Annotated in this window: 14 protein-coding genes; 8 read left to right on the top strand and 6 right to left on the bottom strand. The window is 69.3% G+C overall.

Going from position 1 to position 16,331, the window contains the following annotated elements; translation table 11 throughout:
• Window positions 1–65: 65 nt before the first annotated feature.
• Window positions 66–1,154: a calcium:proton antiporter gene (locus DIE06_RS14425; protein WP_124661988.1), complete on the bottom strand. Its 1,089-nt coding sequence runs from the start codon at window positions 1,152–1,154 to the stop codon at window positions 66–68.
• A 545-nt stretch (window positions 1,155–1,699) separates the two neighbouring features.
• On the opposite strand from DIE06_RS14425, the gene DIE06_RS14415 reads away from it, so the two are divergent.
• The 5 genes from DIE06_RS14415 to DIE06_RS14395 all read left to right on the top strand — a co-directional run bounded on the left by DIE06_RS14415 (window position 1,700) and on the right by DIE06_RS14395 (window position 7,477).
• Window positions 1,700–3,253 carry a 3-hydroxyacyl-CoA dehydrogenase gene (locus DIE06_RS14415; RefSeq protein ID WP_124661986.1) on the top strand — a complete coding sequence of 518 codons (1,554 nt, stop codon included), beginning with the start codon at window positions 1,700–1,702 and terminating at the stop codon, window positions 3,251–3,253.
• 59 nt (window positions 3,254–3,312) lie between these two features.
• Entirely contained in the window at window positions 3,313–4,635 is a 1,323-nt protein-coding gene (gene paaK / locus DIE06_RS14410; RefSeq protein WP_124661985.1) for a phenylacetate--CoA ligase PaaK, read from the top strand.
• Window positions 4,636–4,675: 40 nt separating this feature from the next.
• Complete coding sequence (locus DIE06_RS14405) at window positions 4,676–5,476, top strand: enoyl-CoA hydratase-related protein (protein ID WP_124661984.1); 801 nt, start codon at window positions 4,676–4,678, stop codon at window positions 5,474–5,476.
• 120 nt (window positions 5,477–5,596) lie between these two features.
• A complete protein-coding gene (locus DIE06_RS14400) occupies window positions 5,597–6,271 on the top strand; it encodes a MarC family protein (RefSeq protein WP_124661983.1) in 675 nt (224 codons plus the stop codon).
• 225 nt (window positions 6,272–6,496) lie between these two features.
• Entirely contained in the window at window positions 6,497–7,477 is a 981-nt protein-coding gene (locus DIE06_RS14395; protein ID WP_124661982.1) for an aldo/keto reductase, read from the top strand.
• A gap of 46 nt (window positions 7,478–7,523) precedes the next feature.
• On the opposite strand, the gene DIE06_RS14390 is transcribed toward DIE06_RS14395, so the two are convergent.
• From DIE06_RS14390 to DIE06_RS14380, 3 genes are all read right to left on the bottom strand, one after another.
• Window positions 7,524–8,390: a CPBP family intramembrane glutamic endopeptidase gene (locus DIE06_RS14390; RefSeq protein ID WP_124661981.1), complete on the bottom strand. Its 867-nt coding sequence runs from the start codon at window positions 8,388–8,390 to the stop codon at window positions 7,524–7,526.
• 95 nt (window positions 8,391–8,485) lie between these two features.
• Window positions 8,486–9,142, bottom strand: a complete 657-nt coding sequence (locus DIE06_RS14385) for a VC0807 family protein (RefSeq protein WP_124661980.1) — start codon at window positions 9,140–9,142, stop codon at window positions 8,486–8,488.
• Window positions 9,143–9,374: 232 nt separating this feature from the next.
• The gene (locus tag DIE06_RS14380) at window positions 9,375–10,439 is read right to left on the bottom strand and encodes a 2,3-butanediol dehydrogenase (protein WP_124662066.1); all 1,065 of its coding nucleotides are present in this window, start codon (window positions 10,437–10,439) and stop codon (window positions 9,375–9,377) included.
• Between the two features lie 499 nt (window positions 10,440–10,938).
• Between DIE06_RS14380 and DIE06_RS38270 the strand changes: the two genes are divergently transcribed.
• Window positions 10,939–11,088 carry a hypothetical protein gene (locus tag DIE06_RS38270; protein WP_185733406.1) on the top strand — a complete coding sequence of 50 codons (150 nt, stop codon included), beginning with the start codon at window positions 10,939–10,941 and terminating at the stop codon, window positions 11,086–11,088.
• A gap of 23 nt (window positions 11,089–11,111) precedes the next feature.
• Here DIE06_RS38270 and DIE06_RS14375 read toward each other — a convergent pair whose 3' ends face one another.
• A complete protein-coding gene (locus tag DIE06_RS14375; RefSeq protein WP_124661979.1) occupies window positions 11,112–12,311 on the bottom strand; it encodes a GNAT family N-acetyltransferase in 1,200 nt (399 codons plus the stop codon).
• Between the two features lie 176 nt (window positions 12,312–12,487).
• Between DIE06_RS14375 and DIE06_RS14370 the strand changes: the two genes are divergently transcribed.
• Entirely contained in the window at window positions 12,488–13,960 is a 1,473-nt protein-coding gene (locus tag DIE06_RS14370; protein WP_124661978.1) for a PLP-dependent aminotransferase family protein, read from the top strand.
• A 98-nt stretch (window positions 13,961–14,058) separates the two neighbouring features.
• On the opposite strand, the gene DIE06_RS14365 is transcribed toward DIE06_RS14370, so the two are convergent.
• Window positions 14,059–15,300 (bottom strand): MFS transporter, encoded by a 1,242-nt coding sequence (locus DIE06_RS14365; RefSeq protein WP_124661977.1) that lies wholly within the window; start codon window positions 15,298–15,300, stop codon window positions 14,059–14,061.
• A gap of 142 nt (window positions 15,301–15,442) precedes the next feature.
• Here DIE06_RS14365 and DIE06_RS14360 point away from each other — a divergent pair, with 142 nt between their 5' ends.
• Window positions 15,443–16,318, top strand: coding sequence for a LysR family transcriptional regulator (locus tag DIE06_RS14360; RefSeq protein WP_124661976.1), 876 nt, complete (start codon window positions 15,443–15,445; stop codon window positions 16,316–16,318).
• Window positions 16,319–16,331 lie beyond the last annotated feature (13 nt).

Below are 16,331 nucleotides of genomic sequence, written 5' to 3'. Positions count from 1 at the left end.
GGGGAAGGTGAAGCGACGCGCGGGGCCCGGCGGAGAGGATCCGCCGGGCCCCGCGCCGTTCTGCATCAGTGCGTGATCGACAGGAACAGGTAGGCCGCGAACAGCGACAGGTGCACGACGCCGTGCAGCACCGTCGTGCGTCCCTGGCTGAGCGTCAGCGTGCTGACGAGCAGCGTCAGCGACAGCAGCACGGTTTCCATTGCGCCGATGCCGAGCGTGAGCGGCTGGCCGACCCAGATGAACACGGCCGCGACGGTCGGGATCGTGAGCCCGATGCTCGCGAGCGCCGAACCGAGCGCGAGGTTCATGCTGGTCTGCAGGCGGTTCGCCCGGGCGGCGGTGACGGCCGCGAGCCCTTCGGGCAGCAGCACGAGCGCGGCGATCACGATGCCGACCGCGGCTTCCGGCGCGCCGAGCTTCATCACCGCATGCTCGACGGCCGGCGACAGCAGCTTGGCGAGCAGCACGACCGCGACGAGGCTCGCGAACAGCAGCACGAGGCTGGTCAGCGCGGTGCGGCCGCTCGGCGGCGCCGCGTGCACCGATTCGTTCGCGCTGTCGTGCTCGGTGAGGAAGTAGTCGCGGTGGCGCACGGTCTGCACGAACACGAATGCGCCGTACAGCACGAGCGACGAAACACCGGCGAACGCAAGCTGCGATTTCGAGAAGAACGGGCCCGGCGCGGCGTTCAGGTAGTTCGGCATCACGAGCGACAGCACCGACAGCGACGCGAGCACCGCGAGCGCCTTGCTTGCGCCGCGCCCCTGAAAATCCTGCTCGCCGTGCTTCCACGCACCGACCAGCAGGCAGAGGCCCACGATGCCGTTGCAGATGATCATCACGGCGGCGAACACGGTGTCGCGCGCGAGGCCCGATTTCTCGGGGCCGGCGCCGAGCATCACCGACACGATCAGCGCGACTTCGATGACGGTCACGGCGACCGCGAGCACGAGCGTGCCGAATGGCTCGCCGACGCGGTGCGCGACGACTTCGGCATGATGGACGGCGGCGAACACGGCGCCGGCGAGCGCGGCGGCGAACACGGCGATGACGACGCCTTCGGCCGGTACGACGCGCGACAGCGCGAGTACCAGCCACGCGGCAAGCGGGGCCACAAGGGTCCAGCGCGGGAGCTGGTTGGACGAGCGCGGCATGGAGGGTTTCCTTATGCGTGTGGCGGCGCGCGACGCGCCGTCACGGGTTGACGAAGCCCGGGCGGAAAATCCGCCGAACGAGGACGATGAAACGGATGGGCGGCAGCGCGAAGCTGGGCTGCCCCGGGTTCGCCGCCGTAAGGCGGCGAGGGGCGCGGCCGGGCCGAAGCCCGTCGCTGGATGAAACGGTTCGATGCGACCGGGTGCCGAGGGTGGGGCGCTTGCACGGGACGACAAACGGGCCGACGGTTCTGAACCGACCCCGAAAGGGCGCGGACGATGAACGGCAGCGGCGTGGCACGCGGTTTCCCCCTGAAATCCGACGGTTTGTCGAATTTTATCAGGCGTTCGGGGGTCGCTATCTCATATTCGAACTCTTTCATTGACCTTTCGGTTTGCAAAAAGTGCCCCGATCGTTCGATTTTTGTTTTTACAGTTTTTGTAACGGTCTCTTACATGACAAATTCGGGCTCGCCCTGACATAAATATACCGACCGGTCGGTTTATAATCGCTCGCACTTCCACTTCATGACGGATCGCAAGCGATGGCTGTTTCTTCTGCACATTCGGTGAATTCGGGCGCGCTCGCGCAGTCGGCGGTCGTCGGCGTGATCGGCGCGGGTGCGATGGGCGCGGGCATCGCGCAGGTTGCCGCGGCGGCCGGCCATGCGGTGCTGCTGTACGACCTGAACGAGGCGGCGTGCGACAAGGCGCTCGACGGCATCCGCGCGCAGTTCGCGCGGCTCGCGGAGAAGGGCCGGATGGCGCCGGCGCAGGCCGACGCGGCCGGCAGCCGGATCCGCGCGGTGCGCGCGCTGGCCGATTTCGCCGGCGCCGCGCTGATCGTCGAGGCGGCGGCCGAGCGGCTCGACGTGAAGCGCGAGATCTTCGCGACGCTCGAGCGCCATGTCGACGACAGCTGCGTGCTGGCGACCAACACGTCGTCGATCTCGATCACGTCGATCGCGGCCGGGCTGCGCGCGCCGCAGCGCGTGGCCGGCCTGCATTTCTTCAATCCGGCGCCGCTGATGGCGCTCGTCGAGGTGGTCAGCGGGCTCGCGACCGCGCCGGACGTCGCGCAAGCGCTGTACGACACGGCCGCCGCGTGGGGCAAGCGGCCGGTGCTGGCGAAATCGACGCCGGGCTTCATCGTGAACCGCGTCGCGCGGCCGTATTACGCGGAGGCGCTGCGCGTGCTGAACGAACAGGGCGGCACGCCGGCCTCGATCGATGCGGTGATGCGCGACGCCGGCGGCTTCCGGATGGGGCCGTTCGAGCTGATGGACCTGATCGGCCACGACGTGAACTTCGCGGTGACCGAATCGGTGTTCCGCGCGTACTTCAACGATCCGCGCTACACGCCGTCGCTGATCCAGCAGGAACTCGTGAACGCGGGCTTCCTTGGTCGCAAGTCGGGGCGCGGCTTCTATTCCTATGCGGACGGCGCCACGCCGCCCGCGCCGGAGCTCGAAGCGCCACGCGGCGCGCCGTCCGACGTCGCGCTGTTCGCGCAGGACGGCCCGGCCGCCGCGCTGCATGCACGCTTCGCCGAACGTACTGCGGGCGCACGGCAGAGCGGTGCGCATGCCGACGAACTGCTCGCCGTGGCCGGCCGCGCGTCGATCGCGCTGACCGACGGCCGCACCGCGACGGTGCGCGCCGCGCAAACCGGCGTGGCCGACCTCGTGCTCGTCGATCTCGCGCGCGACTACGCGCAGGCCGGGCTCGTCGCGCTGACGCGCGCGCTCCAGTGCAGCGACGCCGCCTACGCGGATGCGGTCGGCCTGTTCCAGCAAGCGGGTTTCCGCGTCGTCGGCGTCGCGGACGTGCCGGGCATGGTCGCGATGCGCACCGTCGCGATGCTCGCGAACGAGGCGGCCGACACGGTGAACCAGGGCGTGTGCTCGCCCGCCGATCTCGATCTCGCGATGGAGAAAGGCGTGAACTACCCGTGCGGCCCGCTCGCATGGGCCGATGCGATCGGCATCGGCCGCGTGCATCGCGTGCTGTCGAACCTCGCGGCGAGCTACGGCGAGGACCGCTATCGCGTGTCGCCGCGCATCGCCGCGCTGCACGCCGCCGGCCGCACGTTCCGCTAGCCGCCGGCCGCATCACCCCGATCACGATAACGACATCACTCCATTGGAGGAGCACCCCGATGACTCACCTGACGCATCCCGCCGCCGCCCTCGAGCCGATCGAGACCGCCAGCCGCGACGAACTGCAGGCGCTGCAGCTCGAGCGCCTCAAGTGGTCGCTGCGCCACGCGTACGACAACGTCCCGCACTATCGCCGCACGTTCGACGCGGCAGGCGTGCACCCGGACGACTTGAAGACGCTCGCCGACCTCGCGAAATTCCCGTTCTCGACCAAGAACGACCTGCGCGACAACTATCCGTTCGGGCTGTTCGCGGTGCCGCGCGAGCAGGTCGTGCGCGTGCATGCGTCGAGCGGCACGACCGGCAAGCCGACGGTGGTCGGCTACACGGCGCGTGACATCGACACGTGGGCGAACGTGACCGCGCGTTCGATCCGCGCGGCCGGCGGCCGCCCGGGCGACACGCTGCACAACGCATTCGGCTACGGGCTCTTCACGGGCGGCCTCGGGATTCACTACGGTGCGGAGCGGCTCGGCTGCATGGTCGTGCCGATGTCGGGCGGGCAGACCGAGAAGCAGGTGCAGCTGATCCGCGATTTCGAGCCGAAGATCATCCTCGTCACGCCGTCGTACATGCTGAACCTGATCGACGAGATGGTGCGGCAGGGGATGGACCCGGCCGAGTCGTCGCTGAAGATCGGCATCTTCGGCGCGGAGCCGTGGACGCAGGCGCTGCGCGAGGAGGTGGAGACGCGCGTGGGCATCGACGCGCTCGACATCTACGGCCTGTCGGAAGTGATGGGCCCGGGTGTCGCGTGCGAATGCGTCGAGACGAAGGACGGCCCGGTGATCTGGGAAGACCATTTCTATCCGGAGATCATCGACCCCGTAACCGGCGAAGTGCTGCCGGACGGCAGCGAGGGCGAACTCGTGTTCACGTCGCTGACGAAGGAAGCGATGCCGGTGATCCGCTACCGCACGCGCGATCTCACCGCGCTGCTGCCGCCGACCGCGCGCGCGATGCGCCGGCTCGCGAAGATCACGGGCCGCTCCGACGACATGCTGATCGTGCGCGGCGTGAACGTGTTCCCGAGCCAGATCGAGGAAATCGTCGTCGCGCAGACGAAGCTGTCGGGGCAGTTCCAGATCACGCTCTCGCGCGCCGGCCACATGGACCGGCTCGATCTCGCGGTCGAGCTGCGCTCCGAGGCCGCTGCATGCGTGACCGACGGCGAGCGCGCGGCGATCGCGCGCGAGCTGCAGCACCGGATCAAGACGATGATCGGCGTGTCGGCCGGCGTGACGGTGCTCGCCGCGGGTGGCATTCCCGCGAGCGCGACCGGCAAGGCCCGGCGCGTGATCGACCGCCGGCAGGCCGCCTGAGTTTCGCCGGTCCCTGTTCTACCCCGAGGAAACCTGTTCGATGGATGGATTGAAGACCCTGGCCGTCGCCGTCGATGCGCGCGGCATCGCGACCGTCGCGCTGCAGCGCGGCGACGTGCTCAACGCGTTCGACGAGACGATGATCGCCGAGCTGACCGATGCGTTCACGACGCTCGGCGGGCGCGACGACGTACGCGCGATCGTGCTGCGCTCGGACGGCCGCGCGTTCTGCGCGGGCGCCGACCTGCAGTGGATGCAGCGCGCGAGCGCCAACGACGCGGCCGCGAACCTGCGCGACGCCGAGCGGTTCGCCACGATGATGCGCGCGATCCGGCAGTGCCCGAAGCCGACGGTCGCGCGCGTGCAGGGCCACGCGTTCGGCGTCGGCGTCGGCCTCTGCGCGGCCTGCGATATCGTGATCGCGAGCGATCACGCGCGTTTTTCGGTCAGCGAGGCCCGCTTCGGGATCCTGCCGTCGGTGATCGGCCCGTATCTGGTCGAGGCGGTCGGCCAGCGCCAGGCGCGCCGGCTCGCGCTGACCGCGACGCAGCTCGCGGCCGGCGAAGCGGTCGCGATCGGGCTGATCCACCAGGCCGTGCCGCTCGACGCGCTCGACGCCGCACTCGACAAGACGCTCGCCGAGCTGAGCCGCAACGGCCCGAACGCGCTGATGGAGATCAAGCGCTTTTTCGATGCGATCGGCGAGTATCCGCCGTCGGACGAACGCGCGGCGTTCACCGCGCAGACGATCTCCCGCGTACGGGCGACGCCGGAAGCGAAGGAGGGCTTCGCCGCGTTCTTCGCGAAGCGGCCGCCGGCGTGGGGGCCGGGCGCCGAATAAGGCGGTGGCACGGCCGGGCGGGCCCGGGGCGCGATTTGCGTCTCGGGCGCGGGCGCTTGCTCTACAATGCGTGACCCCCGGCGCGCCGCCGGCCCAGCCCCGACCGTTTCTTCGCTCCCGATGATCGTCAACCGCCTTATCTCCGAGATCCTGTTCGGTTTCACCGGCCTGATCGGCATCATCAATCCGATCGGCATCGCGTTCCTGTTTCTCGAACGCACCGAGGCGCTGACCGAGCACGAGCGGAACCTGCTCGCGAAGAAGGTGGCGTTCAACGCGTTCATCGTGTTGCTGGTCGCGTTCTTCGCCGGCACGCCGGTGCTGCATTTCTTCGGGATCTCGATGGAAGCGCTGCGCATCGGCGGCGGCTTCGCGGTCGCCGTCGCGGGCTGGCAGATGCTGAACGAGCCGGACGGGCCGGCGGGCGGTGGCGATACGCCGATCAAGCCGATCGACGCGAACGCGATCATGACCCGCGCGTTCTTCCCGCTGACCATGCCGCTGACGGTCGGCCCGGGCTCGATCGCGACCGCGATCGCGCTGAACGCGAACCGCACGCACAAGCTGTCGGAGTTCATGCTGTCGAGCATCGTGTCGATCACCGTCTCCGTACTGGTTGCGATCGTGATCTGGCAGGTCTACAGCCGCTCCGCGCTGCTGTCGCGCTACCTCGGCAGCGAAGGTACCAAGGTCGCGAAGCGCGTGTCGGCGTTCCTGCTGCTGTGCATCGGTGTGCAGATCATGCTGACCGGATTCTCCGAATTCCTGCAGCCGATCGCCGACCAGATCAAGTAAGCCGCCCATTCCTCGCGCGTGACCCGGCCCGGCGCGACGCGTCCGGGCCGCGGCGCGCGTTCGTCCGTTCATCTTGCCGGGCCGTCGGCGAGCGCACCGATACGCGTTTGCGCACCGCGGGATACCATGCGACGTCCGGCGGATGCATCGCGCGACGTTCGTGCCCGGCGCACCGAACCGTGCCGCGCATCTGGCCGCAACCCCACTTCAAGGACGAGGCGAGCGATGGAATACGTGAAATTCGGGTCGACCGGGATGGACGTGTCGAAGCTGGTGCTGGGCTGCATGACGTTCGGCGAGCCGTCGCGCGGCACGCACCCGTGGACGTTGCCGGAAGCGGAAAGCCGCCCGATCATCCAGCGCGCGATCGAGGCCGGCATCAATTTCTTCGATACCGCGAACATGTATTCGGACGGTACGTCCGAGGAGATCGTCGGCCGCGCGCTGCGCGACTTCGCGAAGCGCGACGACGTCGTGATCGCGACCAAGGTGTTTTACCGGATGCGGCCGGGGCCGAACGGGGCGGGATTGTCGCGCAAGGCGATCATGACCGACATCGACCAGAGCCTGAAGCGGCTCGGCACCGACTACGTCGACCTGTACCAGATCCACCGCTGGGACTACGGCACGCCGATTGAGGAGACGCTCGAGGCGCTGCACGACGTCGTGAAGGCCGGCAAGGCGCGCTACATCGGCGCGTCGTCGATGTTCGCGTGGCAGTTCGCGAAGGCGCTGTATACGTCGAAGCAGAACGGCTGGACCCGTTTCGTCAGCATGCAGAACCACCTGAACCTGCTGTATCGCGAAGAGGAGCGGGAAATGCTGCCGCTGTGCGAGGCCGAAGGCATCGCGGTGATTCCGTGGAGCCCGCTCGCGCGCGGCCGGCTGACGCGCAATTGGGACGAGTCGTCCGGCCGGCAGCAGAGCGACGAAGTCGGTCAGCGGATGTATGACGCGACGGCCGATGCCGATCGCGCGGTCGTCGAGGCCGTCGCGGCGATCGCCGCCGCGCGCAACGTGCCGCGCGCGCAGGTCGCGCTCGCATGGGTTGCGCACAAGCGCGGCATCACCGCGCCGATCGTCGGCATCTCGAAGCCGCATCATCTCGACGATGCGCTCGGCGCGCTGGAACTGAAGCTGACGGACGATGAAATCGCGGCGCTCGAAGGCCCGTACGTGCCGCACGTGGTGGCCGGCTTCAACTGAGTTCAACCGCGCGAATCCGGAGGGATGCCGCCGCCGCGCACGGCATTCAGCGCGCGGCGGCGAGCATCGGGTAGGTGAACAGCCCGAAGTGGATCACGTTCAGCCCCGCATGCGCGAGCGCGGATGCGAGCAGCCCGCCGCGCCGCCATGCGAGGCCATAGCCGACGCCGGCCACCGTGCCGAGCACGATCCAGGGCCAGCCGCCGGCCGCGTGCGCGGCGCCGAACAGCGCCGCGCCGATCGCGAGCGCGGCCCACGGCCCCCAGCCGAACCGGCCGAGCACGCGCGTGAGCCCGCCTTGCACGTAGCCGCGAAACAGCGCTTCCTCGGCGAGCGTGACGAGCAGCACGTTGTTGACGAGCCACATCCAGCCCGACGCCGGCCATTTCGGCGCCCAGCCGACCATGCCGAATGCGAGGGCGCCGGCCAGGCAGGCGGCGGCCGTTGCGACGCCCGCCACGGCGCCGGTGCGCAGCGCGCGCGCCAGCGGAACGTCCGGCGCGACCCACGGCAGCACCCACAGCAGCCACAGGCCGACGAGCGGCTTGTCGAAATTCAGGTACATCGTGAACGGCACGGCGTCCGGCGTGAAGCGCGTCGGCTCGATCACGCGCGGATTGTGGAAACCGGGTATCAGGTGCAGGCTCAGCGCGATTGCGAGGGCGGCAAACACGACGTGCGCGACGATCCGCACCGCGAGCGGGCGGCCCGGCGCGACGCCCCAGGCGGCAGCCACGAGCAGCGCGAGCGGCGCGAGCACGATCGGCTCGAGCTTGCCGAATGCCAGCGCGCCGGCATAGCCGAACGTGGCCAGGGCGATGCTCAGGCCGTGCAGCGGGCGCTGCCATGCGAACGCGGCGGCCGCGAATAGCGCGAGCCAGATCGTGGCACACGGGAGAAGCGAGAGAGACATGGGGCGATGCATGGGGCGAACGAGACGCCGCGCATCATACCCCAGCAACCGTGGCATGCCGGCGGGGCGGCCGCGCGGGGCGACCGGGCCGGCGGTCAGCGGCCGGCGATCTCGGTGACGCCGTCGCGGGTCGGGATGTCGACGCTGTTGCGCTCGCGCATCCGCCGCCGATACCAGAAGGTCCACAGAAGCAGGGTGCCGAACACCGAGTAGCCCATGATCGGCGACACGACGAGCACGCGCTCGACGGGCCAGGTGACGACCATCCACAGGCGCAGCAGCATCTCCAGCGTCATGCATGCACCCCACACGAAGGTCATCAGGCGGAGCATCTGGCGCAGCCCCGGCTGTTCGGCCCAGACCGTCTCGAAACGCGCGGCGCCGCCGGCCATCTCGCGCGCCACCGTCGCGCGTGCGAGATAGAAGATCAGCGGGCGATCGCGGAACAACGACAGCAGGAACACGACGCCGATCGTGCCGGACGCGAGCGATTCGCGCATCAGCAGCGTGCGCGCGCTGCCGCCGAGCGCCATGCCGGCGATCGACAGCGCGATGCCGAGCAGCACGATGGCGGCCACCGCATCGATGCGGCGCGAGCGGATGAATTCGACGATGGACCAGACGATGGGCGGAATCGCCGACGCGTACAGCGCGCCGGTTTCGCCGAAATACGGATGCGCGACCCGGTATGCGACCCAGGGCAGCAGCAGGTTGACGACGAGTTCGAGGATCAGGCCGGCTCGTGGTTTCACGGAAGCGGGCGCGCGGGTGGCGCGCGGAGCGGTGATGTCGCTTCGAGTATATCGAAGTCCGACCCCGCGCGTCGCGCCCGGCGCCGTTGTGCTCGCGCCGAAGACGGGTGCGATCAGGTGCCGGCCGGACGGCGGGGCCGCGCCAGCGCGGCGCCGGGGGCCATTCGGCGCCGCGTCCGGCCGTGACGCAGCCGTCATCGCCCGGTCACCGGGTCATCGGGTGGTCAGCCGGTCAGGCGCTCGCGGGCTGGACGATGATCTTCACGTTCCGGTCCTTGTGGTTGACCAGTTCCTCGAAGCCGTGCGTGACGATGTCGCCGAGCGTGATCCGGCCGGTGATCAGCGGCTGCACGTCGATGCGGCCGTCCGCGATGAAGCGGATCACGTCCGCGAATTCGCCGTTGTACGCAAGCGAGCCGATCACTTCCTTCTCGGTCGACACGATGTCGAAGAAGTTGAACGACGTCGGTTCCTCGAAGATGCCGACCATCACCGACTTGCCGGCCTTGCGGATCACGTCGATCGCGAGCTGCGCGGTGGCCGTGTGCCCGATGCACTCGAACGACACGTCGGCACCGTAGCCGCCCGTCAGCGCCTTGACTTCGGCGATCGCATCGGACGCGTTCGGATCGATCACGACCGTCGCGCCGACTTCCAGCGCCTTCTGCTTGCGCGCCGCCGACATTTCCAGCGCGATCACGCGTCCGGCGCCCGCGGCCTTCGCGCACATGATCGTGCACAGGCCGATCGTGCCGGCGCCGACCACGACGACGGTCTGGCCGACGATGTTGCCGGCCTTCTTCACCGCATGCAGCCCGACCGCGAGCGGCTCGATCAGCGCGCCGGCCTCGGTCGGGAAGTGCTCGGGCAGCTTGTACAGCAGTTCGGCCGGCACGTTCACGAATTCGGCGAACGCGCCGTTGTTCATCAGCCCGGTGAACGCGAGGTTTTCGCAGATGTTGTACAGCCCGTGCCTGCAATACCAGCAGGTGCCGCAATGCTGGCACGCGTCGGCCGTCACGCGGTCGCCGACCGCAAAGCCCGTCACGCCGGCGCCGAGCGCCGCGATCTCGCCGCTGAACTCGTGGCCGAGGATGCACTGGCCCTTCAGGCCCGTCAGCGGATGCGGCGCGTCGACGGGGATGAACACGGGCCCGGCGACGTACTCGTGCAGGTCGGAGCCGCAGATCCCGCACCAGTGCACGCGGATCTGGACCCAGCCGGTGGGCGGGTGCGCCGGAACGGGAACCTCTTCGACGCGGATGTCGTTGCGGCCGTGCCAGACGGCGGCCTTCATGCTGGGTGCGGTGTTCAGTGCCGGTGTGCTCACGTTGCTGTCTCCGTCAGGTTGTCGTCGGACGCGCGGCAAGGGGCCGGTGCGTCCGTCGCGCGATTGCGCGAGCGATCGATATGCAGGAACGGGGCCAGCCTGAAGGGGCGGCGGTGTGGCGCCGGAATCGGGCGGACGGTGTGCGGTGCAGCAGGTCGCCGCGTATTGAAATCGTGCGGTATCGCGTGAATCGCGCGTGGAATTTGCTGCGATTGCGATGGCGTGGCTCGCGTGAGACGCCGGGACAGTCGTCTCAGCCGTTTGAGACGAAACGCGAGACGCGCGGGTCGGTCGGGGACACCGTCGCCGTCGTCATTGCGGTCCATTGTGGCGATCAGCGAAACGCATCGTTGCGCATGTTCCCCCTTTACTTGAAGTTAACTTCAATTTGTATCATCTGCGGCAGTCCGATCGCGTGCGGTGCGCGGCGGCGGCCGTTTTCAATCTTCACGGAATGTCGTCAAGCATGTCGAACTTCATCGAAAGCCTGATCTTCGAATACGTGTCGTACCACATGCTGGTAGTCGACGAGCGGGATGCGACGCCGCCGCCGGCCGAGGGCGGGATGGTTCGGCCGTCGGCGAGCGCGGCGGATCCGGCCGACGTCCTCGGCTGAGCGCGGCCGGTTGCGCCCGCGCGTTACTTGAGATCCTTCCGGTACTGGATGAACCCCGCGTTGTTCGCGAGCTTGTCGTACAGCGCGCGGGCGGTCGTATTGGTCTCGTGCGTGAGCCAGTACACGCGGCTCGCACCGGCTTCGCGGGCCCGCTCGTACACGGCCTCGATCAGCGCGCCGCCCGCGCCTTGTCCGCGGGCGTCGGCCGCCGTGAACAGGTCCTGCAGATAGCAGTACGGCCCTTCGGTCCAGCACGAGCGGTGATAGATCGCGTGCACGATGCCGACCAGCGTACCCGACGCGTCGAATGCGCCGAGCACGAACATCGGTTCGGCCGGATCCATCAGGCGCGCCCACGTCGTCGCGGACACGGCGTCGCTCAGCGCGGTTTCGTAGAACGTCTGGTAACCCCGCCACAGCGGGCGCCATGCGGCTTCGTCGGCGGCCACGAGCGGCCGGACCGTGATGCGCGTCGCGTCGTTCGCGCGGCCGGCCGCGTCGCGCGCACGCGCCTGCGCGTGGCGGATCGCGACGAGCGACTCGCGCTGCGCTCCCTGCGTGTCGAAGTTCTCCGGTGCGAGCCATGCCTCGAACCCGGCGCGCACGTCCGGCCATTCGCCGTCGACGATCGAGAACCACGCCGTATCGCGATTGCGGCCCTTGTAGATGATCGCCTGACGGAACGTGCCTTCGTAACGGAAGCCAAGCCGCGCGGCCGCCTTGCGCGATGGCTCGTTGAGGACGTCGCATTTCCATTCGTAGCGCCGGTAGCCGAGCGTGTCGAACGCGTACTGCATCAGCAGGTATTGCGCTTCCGTCGAAATCGGCGTGCGCTTGAGCAGCGGCGAGAACGTGACGGAGCCGACCTCGATCACGCCATTGGCCGGATCGATGCGCATCAGCGCGAGCGTGCCGACCGCGCGGTTCGTCGCGCGGTCGATCACCGTGTAGTGCAGCGGATCGGCGCTCGCCGCCGCGCCGCGCGCGTAGTCGCGATAGCCCGACTCGTCGGCGTACGGCCCGTGCGCGAGATAGGTCCAGTCACCGCCGTCGGGTGCCTGCGCGTACGCGGCGTACAGGTCGGCGGCATGGCGGTCGGCGTCGAGCGGTTCGAGGCGGCAGTAGCGGCCCTCGAGCACGATGCGCTCCGGGCGCGGGCGCGCGGACCAGTCGGGAACGGGGTAGCCGATGGGCTGCTGGAAGTCGTTGGTGAGCGTGGACAAGGTCGATCTCGCTTCGGTTGGCGGCCGGCGACATGCCGGCATGCAGACGATCGTAGTCCCGGAGAGGTACCATGAGAAGCGCCAGACAGCGGCAAATTTATGGTGCCACGAAGGTGCCGTGCCCGGCGCCACGACCGGCGCGCCACGCACCGAGACTTCCACACCGCGATGCCCCGATGACGAATGCCTTTCCTTCCGGCGCCGCGCCGCTGTTGCCGCTCGACGCGCCGCTCGCGCGCACGGCCGGTGCGCCGTCCTTGCAGCGGCAGTTGCTGCGCCGCGTGCGCGACGCGATTCTTGGCGGCGCGATGCCGGCCGGCACGCGGCTGCCCGGCACGCGCGCGCTGGCCGAGACGCTCGGCGTGTCGCGCAACACGACGGCGGCCGTCTACGAGCAGCTCGTCGCCGAAGGCTTTCTGCAGTCCGACCGTCGCGGCACGCGCGTGGTCGGCCTGTCGCGGCCGGCCGCGCCGCGCCGGCGGATCGCACCGCCGGCCGTCGCGCAGCGGCTCGGCCGGATCCGTCCGAGCCTGATCGGCACCGGCGAGTCGGACGGCTTCCGGCCGGGCGTGCCCGCGCTGTCGCATTTTCCGGTCGATGCGTGGCGGCACGCGATCGACCGCGCGCTGCGCCGCGCCGGCCACGACCTGCTCGCGTACGGCGACCCGCTGGGTGAGCGCACGCTGCGCGAGTCGATCGCGCGCCATCTGGCCGTGACGCGCGGTGTGCGCTGCGATCCCGAGCAGATCGTGATCACCGAAGGCGCGCAGGGCGCGATCGCACTGTGCGCGCAGCTGCTGACCAATCCCGGCGACACCGTCTGGGTCGAGGAGCCCGGCTACCGCGGCGCGCGCACCGCGATGCAGGCGGCCGACCTCGCGGTCCTGCCGATGCCGGTGGACGCGGAGGGGTTGCGCGCGGAAGACGCGGACTGGCGCGAACGGACGCCCAGGCTCGTCTACACCACGCCGTCGAACCAGTTCCCGACCGGCGCGGTGCTGTCGATCTCGCGCCGGCTCGCGCTGATCGATGCCGCACGCCGGCATCGCGCGTGGATCATCGAGGACGATTACGACAGCGAGTTTCGGCATACCGGCGAGCCGATCGGCGCGTTGCACGGGCTGGCGGCCGATTCGCCGGTCGTCTATCTTGGCTCGTTCAGCAAGACGATGTTTCCGGCCTTGCGGATCGGTTTTCTCGTGCTGCCCGACGCGCTGCTGGCCGCGGTGCGGCCGGCGCTGCCGGAGATGCTGCGCGGCGGGACGCGCCACGTGCAGCTCGCGCTCGCCGATTTCATCGAGACGGGGGAGTACGGACGGCACCTCGGGCGGATGCGCCGGTTGTATCGCGACCGGCGGCGCCTGCTGCTCGCCGCGCTGGACGACGCGCTCACCGTGCCGCATCAGGTCGAGGGCGGGCCGTGCGGGCTGCATCTGGCGTTGCGATTGCCGGCCCGTTATCGCGACCGCGCGATCGTCGAGGCGGCGCGCGTACACGGGATCGGGCCGTTTCCGCTGTCGGGGTTTTCGATCCATGCGACGTCGGCGGCCAACGGGCTCGTGCTGGGGTTCGGCAATACGTCGGCCGACGCGTTCGCGCCGATGTTGCGGACGTTGTCGACGATCGCGCATCGGGTCGCGGGCGATTGAATCGCGTGGAGCGGGTGCGGGTGGCCGGGAAGCCGGTCGCGGAGCCGAGCCGCGGCGGCGTGCAGGCGATGTGCAGGCCGGTATTGCCGTGACGGCGCTTACCCCACGCGTTCCGCGCGCATGATCCGGCGGGCGGCCGCCAGGCTGAGCACGAGCAGCATCGCGACATACGCGACGACGGCGCCCCACGCACCGTGTTGCCAGAAGGTGCCGCCGACCGAGCCCAGCACGCTCGACCCGAGGTAATAGGCCAGCAGGTAGAGCGACGCGGCATGTCCCTTCGCGGAGCCGGCGAGATGCCCGACCCAGCCGCTCGCCACGGCATGAGCGACGAAGAAGCCGATCGTGATCAGCACGATCCCGGCGATGATCGCGACGAGCGAATGCGACAGCGTCAGCGCGAGGCCGGCCGCGAACACGAGAATGCCGGTGACGAGGACGGGCGCGCGCCCGAGGCGATCGGCGAGCGCGCCCGCGCTCGACGAGGACACCATCCCGAACAGGTAGGCGCCGAAGATCAACCCGCATGCGGTCGCGCTCAGGTTGAACGGCGCGGCCGTCAGCCGGAACCCGGCGTAGTTGTAGACCGTCACGAACGCGCCCATCACGAGGAAGCCGATCGCGAACACGAACGGCAGCCGCGCGTGATGCAGTTGTGCGCTCCACAGCCGCAGGTGGTGACGCAGCGTCAGGTCGGTTCGTTTCACGAAGCGTCGCGACTGCGGCAGCAGCATCACGAACGCGACTGCCGCGACGAGGTCGACGACGCCGATCGTCAGCATCGCGGTGCGCCACGAGAAATACTCTTCGAGCGCGCTCATCCCGATCCGCCCGATCATGCCGCCGAACGCGGTGCCGCCGACATAGAGCCCCATCGACAAGCCCAGCCCGTCGGCAGCGATTTCCTCGGCGAGATAGGCCATCGCCACCGCCGGGACGCCGCCGAGCGCGAAACCTTCGAGCGCGCGCCAGATCAGCAGCAGGTTCCAGTTCGGCGCAATCGCGGAGAGCACGTTGAACAGCGCGGCCAGCGTCATCGACGCGAACATCAGCCCGCGTCGTCCGACGCGTTCGGACAGCGCGCCGGCGCACAGGATGGAGACCGCCAGCATCCCGGTCGACAGCGACAGGGACAGCGAACTCGACGCCGCGCCGATATTGAACTCGCGCGCGAACGCGGGCAGCAGCGGCTGTACGCAGTACAGCAGCGAGAAAGTGGAAAAGCCGGCCAGGAACAGCGCCAGCGCGATGCGCTTGTAGGCTGCCGAGCGCGGTGACACGCCGGCGGGCAGCGCATCCGGCGTGGCGTTCGGGGCGCGCGAAATCGCGGGAGTAGACATGGGAGGGTCCCGATGGGTCAGGGAATACCCAAATTCTTGCGCACGCCCATGTATATGTCCAATATATGAAAGAAACCGTAGCGATACGTTTTGCGACTGGCCTGAAGGCCAGTCCTGTCTTTCCCCGGGATCACACAAGCGCATGGAACTTCGGCATCTCCGATACTTTCTGGCCGTGGCCGCCACATCCAACTTCACGAAGGCCGCGGAAACGCTCGGCATGGGGCAGCCGCCGCTCAGCCAGCAGATCAAGGCGCTCGAGAACGAACTCGGCGTGGAACTGTTCAAGCGGACCGCACGCGGCGCGGAACTGACCGTTGCGGGCGAGGTGTTCGCGGAAGAGGCACGCCGCGTGCTCGACGACGCGGAGCGCGCGGCGCGGGCGGCAAAACGGGCCGCGCGCGGGGAAATCGGCCAGCTTCGCGTCGGCTTTACCGGGACGGCGGCCTTCAATTCGAAGGTGGCGGACCTGCTTCGCCGCTTTCGCGAAGCCTTTCCGGATACGGAGCTGACGTTGCAGGAGGCGACCTCGGGCGTGCTGCTCGAGGCGCTGGAGGCCGGGCGGCTCGACGTCGCGATCGTGCGTCCGGAGCGTCGTATCGCGGATACCTTGCAGGCGGCGGACTGGGACGAGGAGCCGATGTTCGTCGCGATGCCGGTCGCGCATCGGCTCGCGCAGCGGCGCCGGATCGATCTGGCGGAGCTGGCCGACGAGGCGTTCGTGCAGGTGCCGCGCGCAGCGGGCAGCGCGCTGTTCGACGACATCGTCGCCGCGTGCAATGCCGCCGGCTTCCAGCCGCGCATGGCGCAGCCCGCGCCGCAAATCGCGTCGGCGGTGACGCTCGTCGCGGCCGGGCTCGGCGTGTCGATCGTGCCGAAGGCGATCACGCAGGTGCAGGTCGCGGGTGTCGTGTATCGGCCGGTCGCGGGCAATGGGCTGCGCGCGCGGCTCGCGATTGCGTCGCGGCGCGACGATCCGTCGGCGGTGGTGCGCAATTTTCTGCTGCTGGCCTGGTAGCGCGGCACGGAAG

Origin of the sequence: Burkholderia sp. Bp8998, assembly GCF_003854235.1 — a bacterium.
Taxonomy (GTDB): domain Bacteria; phylum Pseudomonadota; class Gammaproteobacteria; order Burkholderiales; family Burkholderiaceae; genus Burkholderia.
This window is presented reverse-complemented; position numbering and strand designations above follow the sequence as displayed.

Excerpts from the sequence above, each read along its gene's own strand:
- DIE06_RS14360 (WP_124661976.1), top strand. The coding sequence starts at position 15,443 with ATGGAACTTCGGCATCTCCGATACTTTCTGGCCGTGGCCGCCACATCC.
- DIE06_RS14405 (WP_124661984.1), top strand. The coding sequence starts at position 4,676 with ATGGATGGATTGAAGACCCTGGCCGTCGCCGTCGATGCGCGCGGCATC.
- DIE06_RS14425 (WP_124661988.1), bottom strand. The coding sequence starts at position 1,154 with ATGCCGCGCTCGTCCAACCAGCTCCCGCGCTGGACCCTTGTGGCCCCG.
- paaK (WP_124661985.1), top strand. The coding sequence starts at position 3,313 with ATGACTCACCTGACGCATCCCGCCGCCGCCCTCGAGCCGATCGAGACC.
- DIE06_RS14390 (WP_124661981.1), bottom strand. The coding sequence starts at position 8,390 with ATGTCTCTCTCGCTTCTCCCGTGTGCCACGATCTGGCTCGCGCTATTC.
- DIE06_RS14415 (WP_124661986.1), top strand. The coding sequence starts at position 1,700 with ATGGCTGTTTCTTCTGCACATTCGGTGAATTCGGGCGCGCTCGCGCAG.
- DIE06_RS14380 (WP_124662066.1), bottom strand. The coding sequence starts at position 10,439 with ATGAAGGCCGCCGTCTGGCACGGCCGCAACGACATCCGCGTCGAAGAG.
- DIE06_RS14400 (WP_124661983.1), top strand. The coding sequence starts at position 5,597 with ATGATCGTCAACCGCCTTATCTCCGAGATCCTGTTCGGTTTCACCGGC.
- DIE06_RS38270 (WP_185733406.1), top strand. The coding sequence starts at position 10,939 with ATGTCGAACTTCATCGAAAGCCTGATCTTCGAATACGTGTCGTACCAC.
- DIE06_RS14365 (WP_124661977.1), bottom strand. The coding sequence starts at position 15,300 with ATGTCTACTCCCGCGATTTCGCGCGCCCCGAACGCCACGCCGGATGCG.
- DIE06_RS14395 (WP_124661982.1), top strand. The coding sequence starts at position 6,497 with ATGGAATACGTGAAATTCGGGTCGACCGGGATGGACGTGTCGAAGCTG.
- DIE06_RS14370 (WP_124661978.1), top strand. The coding sequence starts at position 12,488 with ATGACGAATGCCTTTCCTTCCGGCGCCGCGCCGCTGTTGCCGCTCGAC.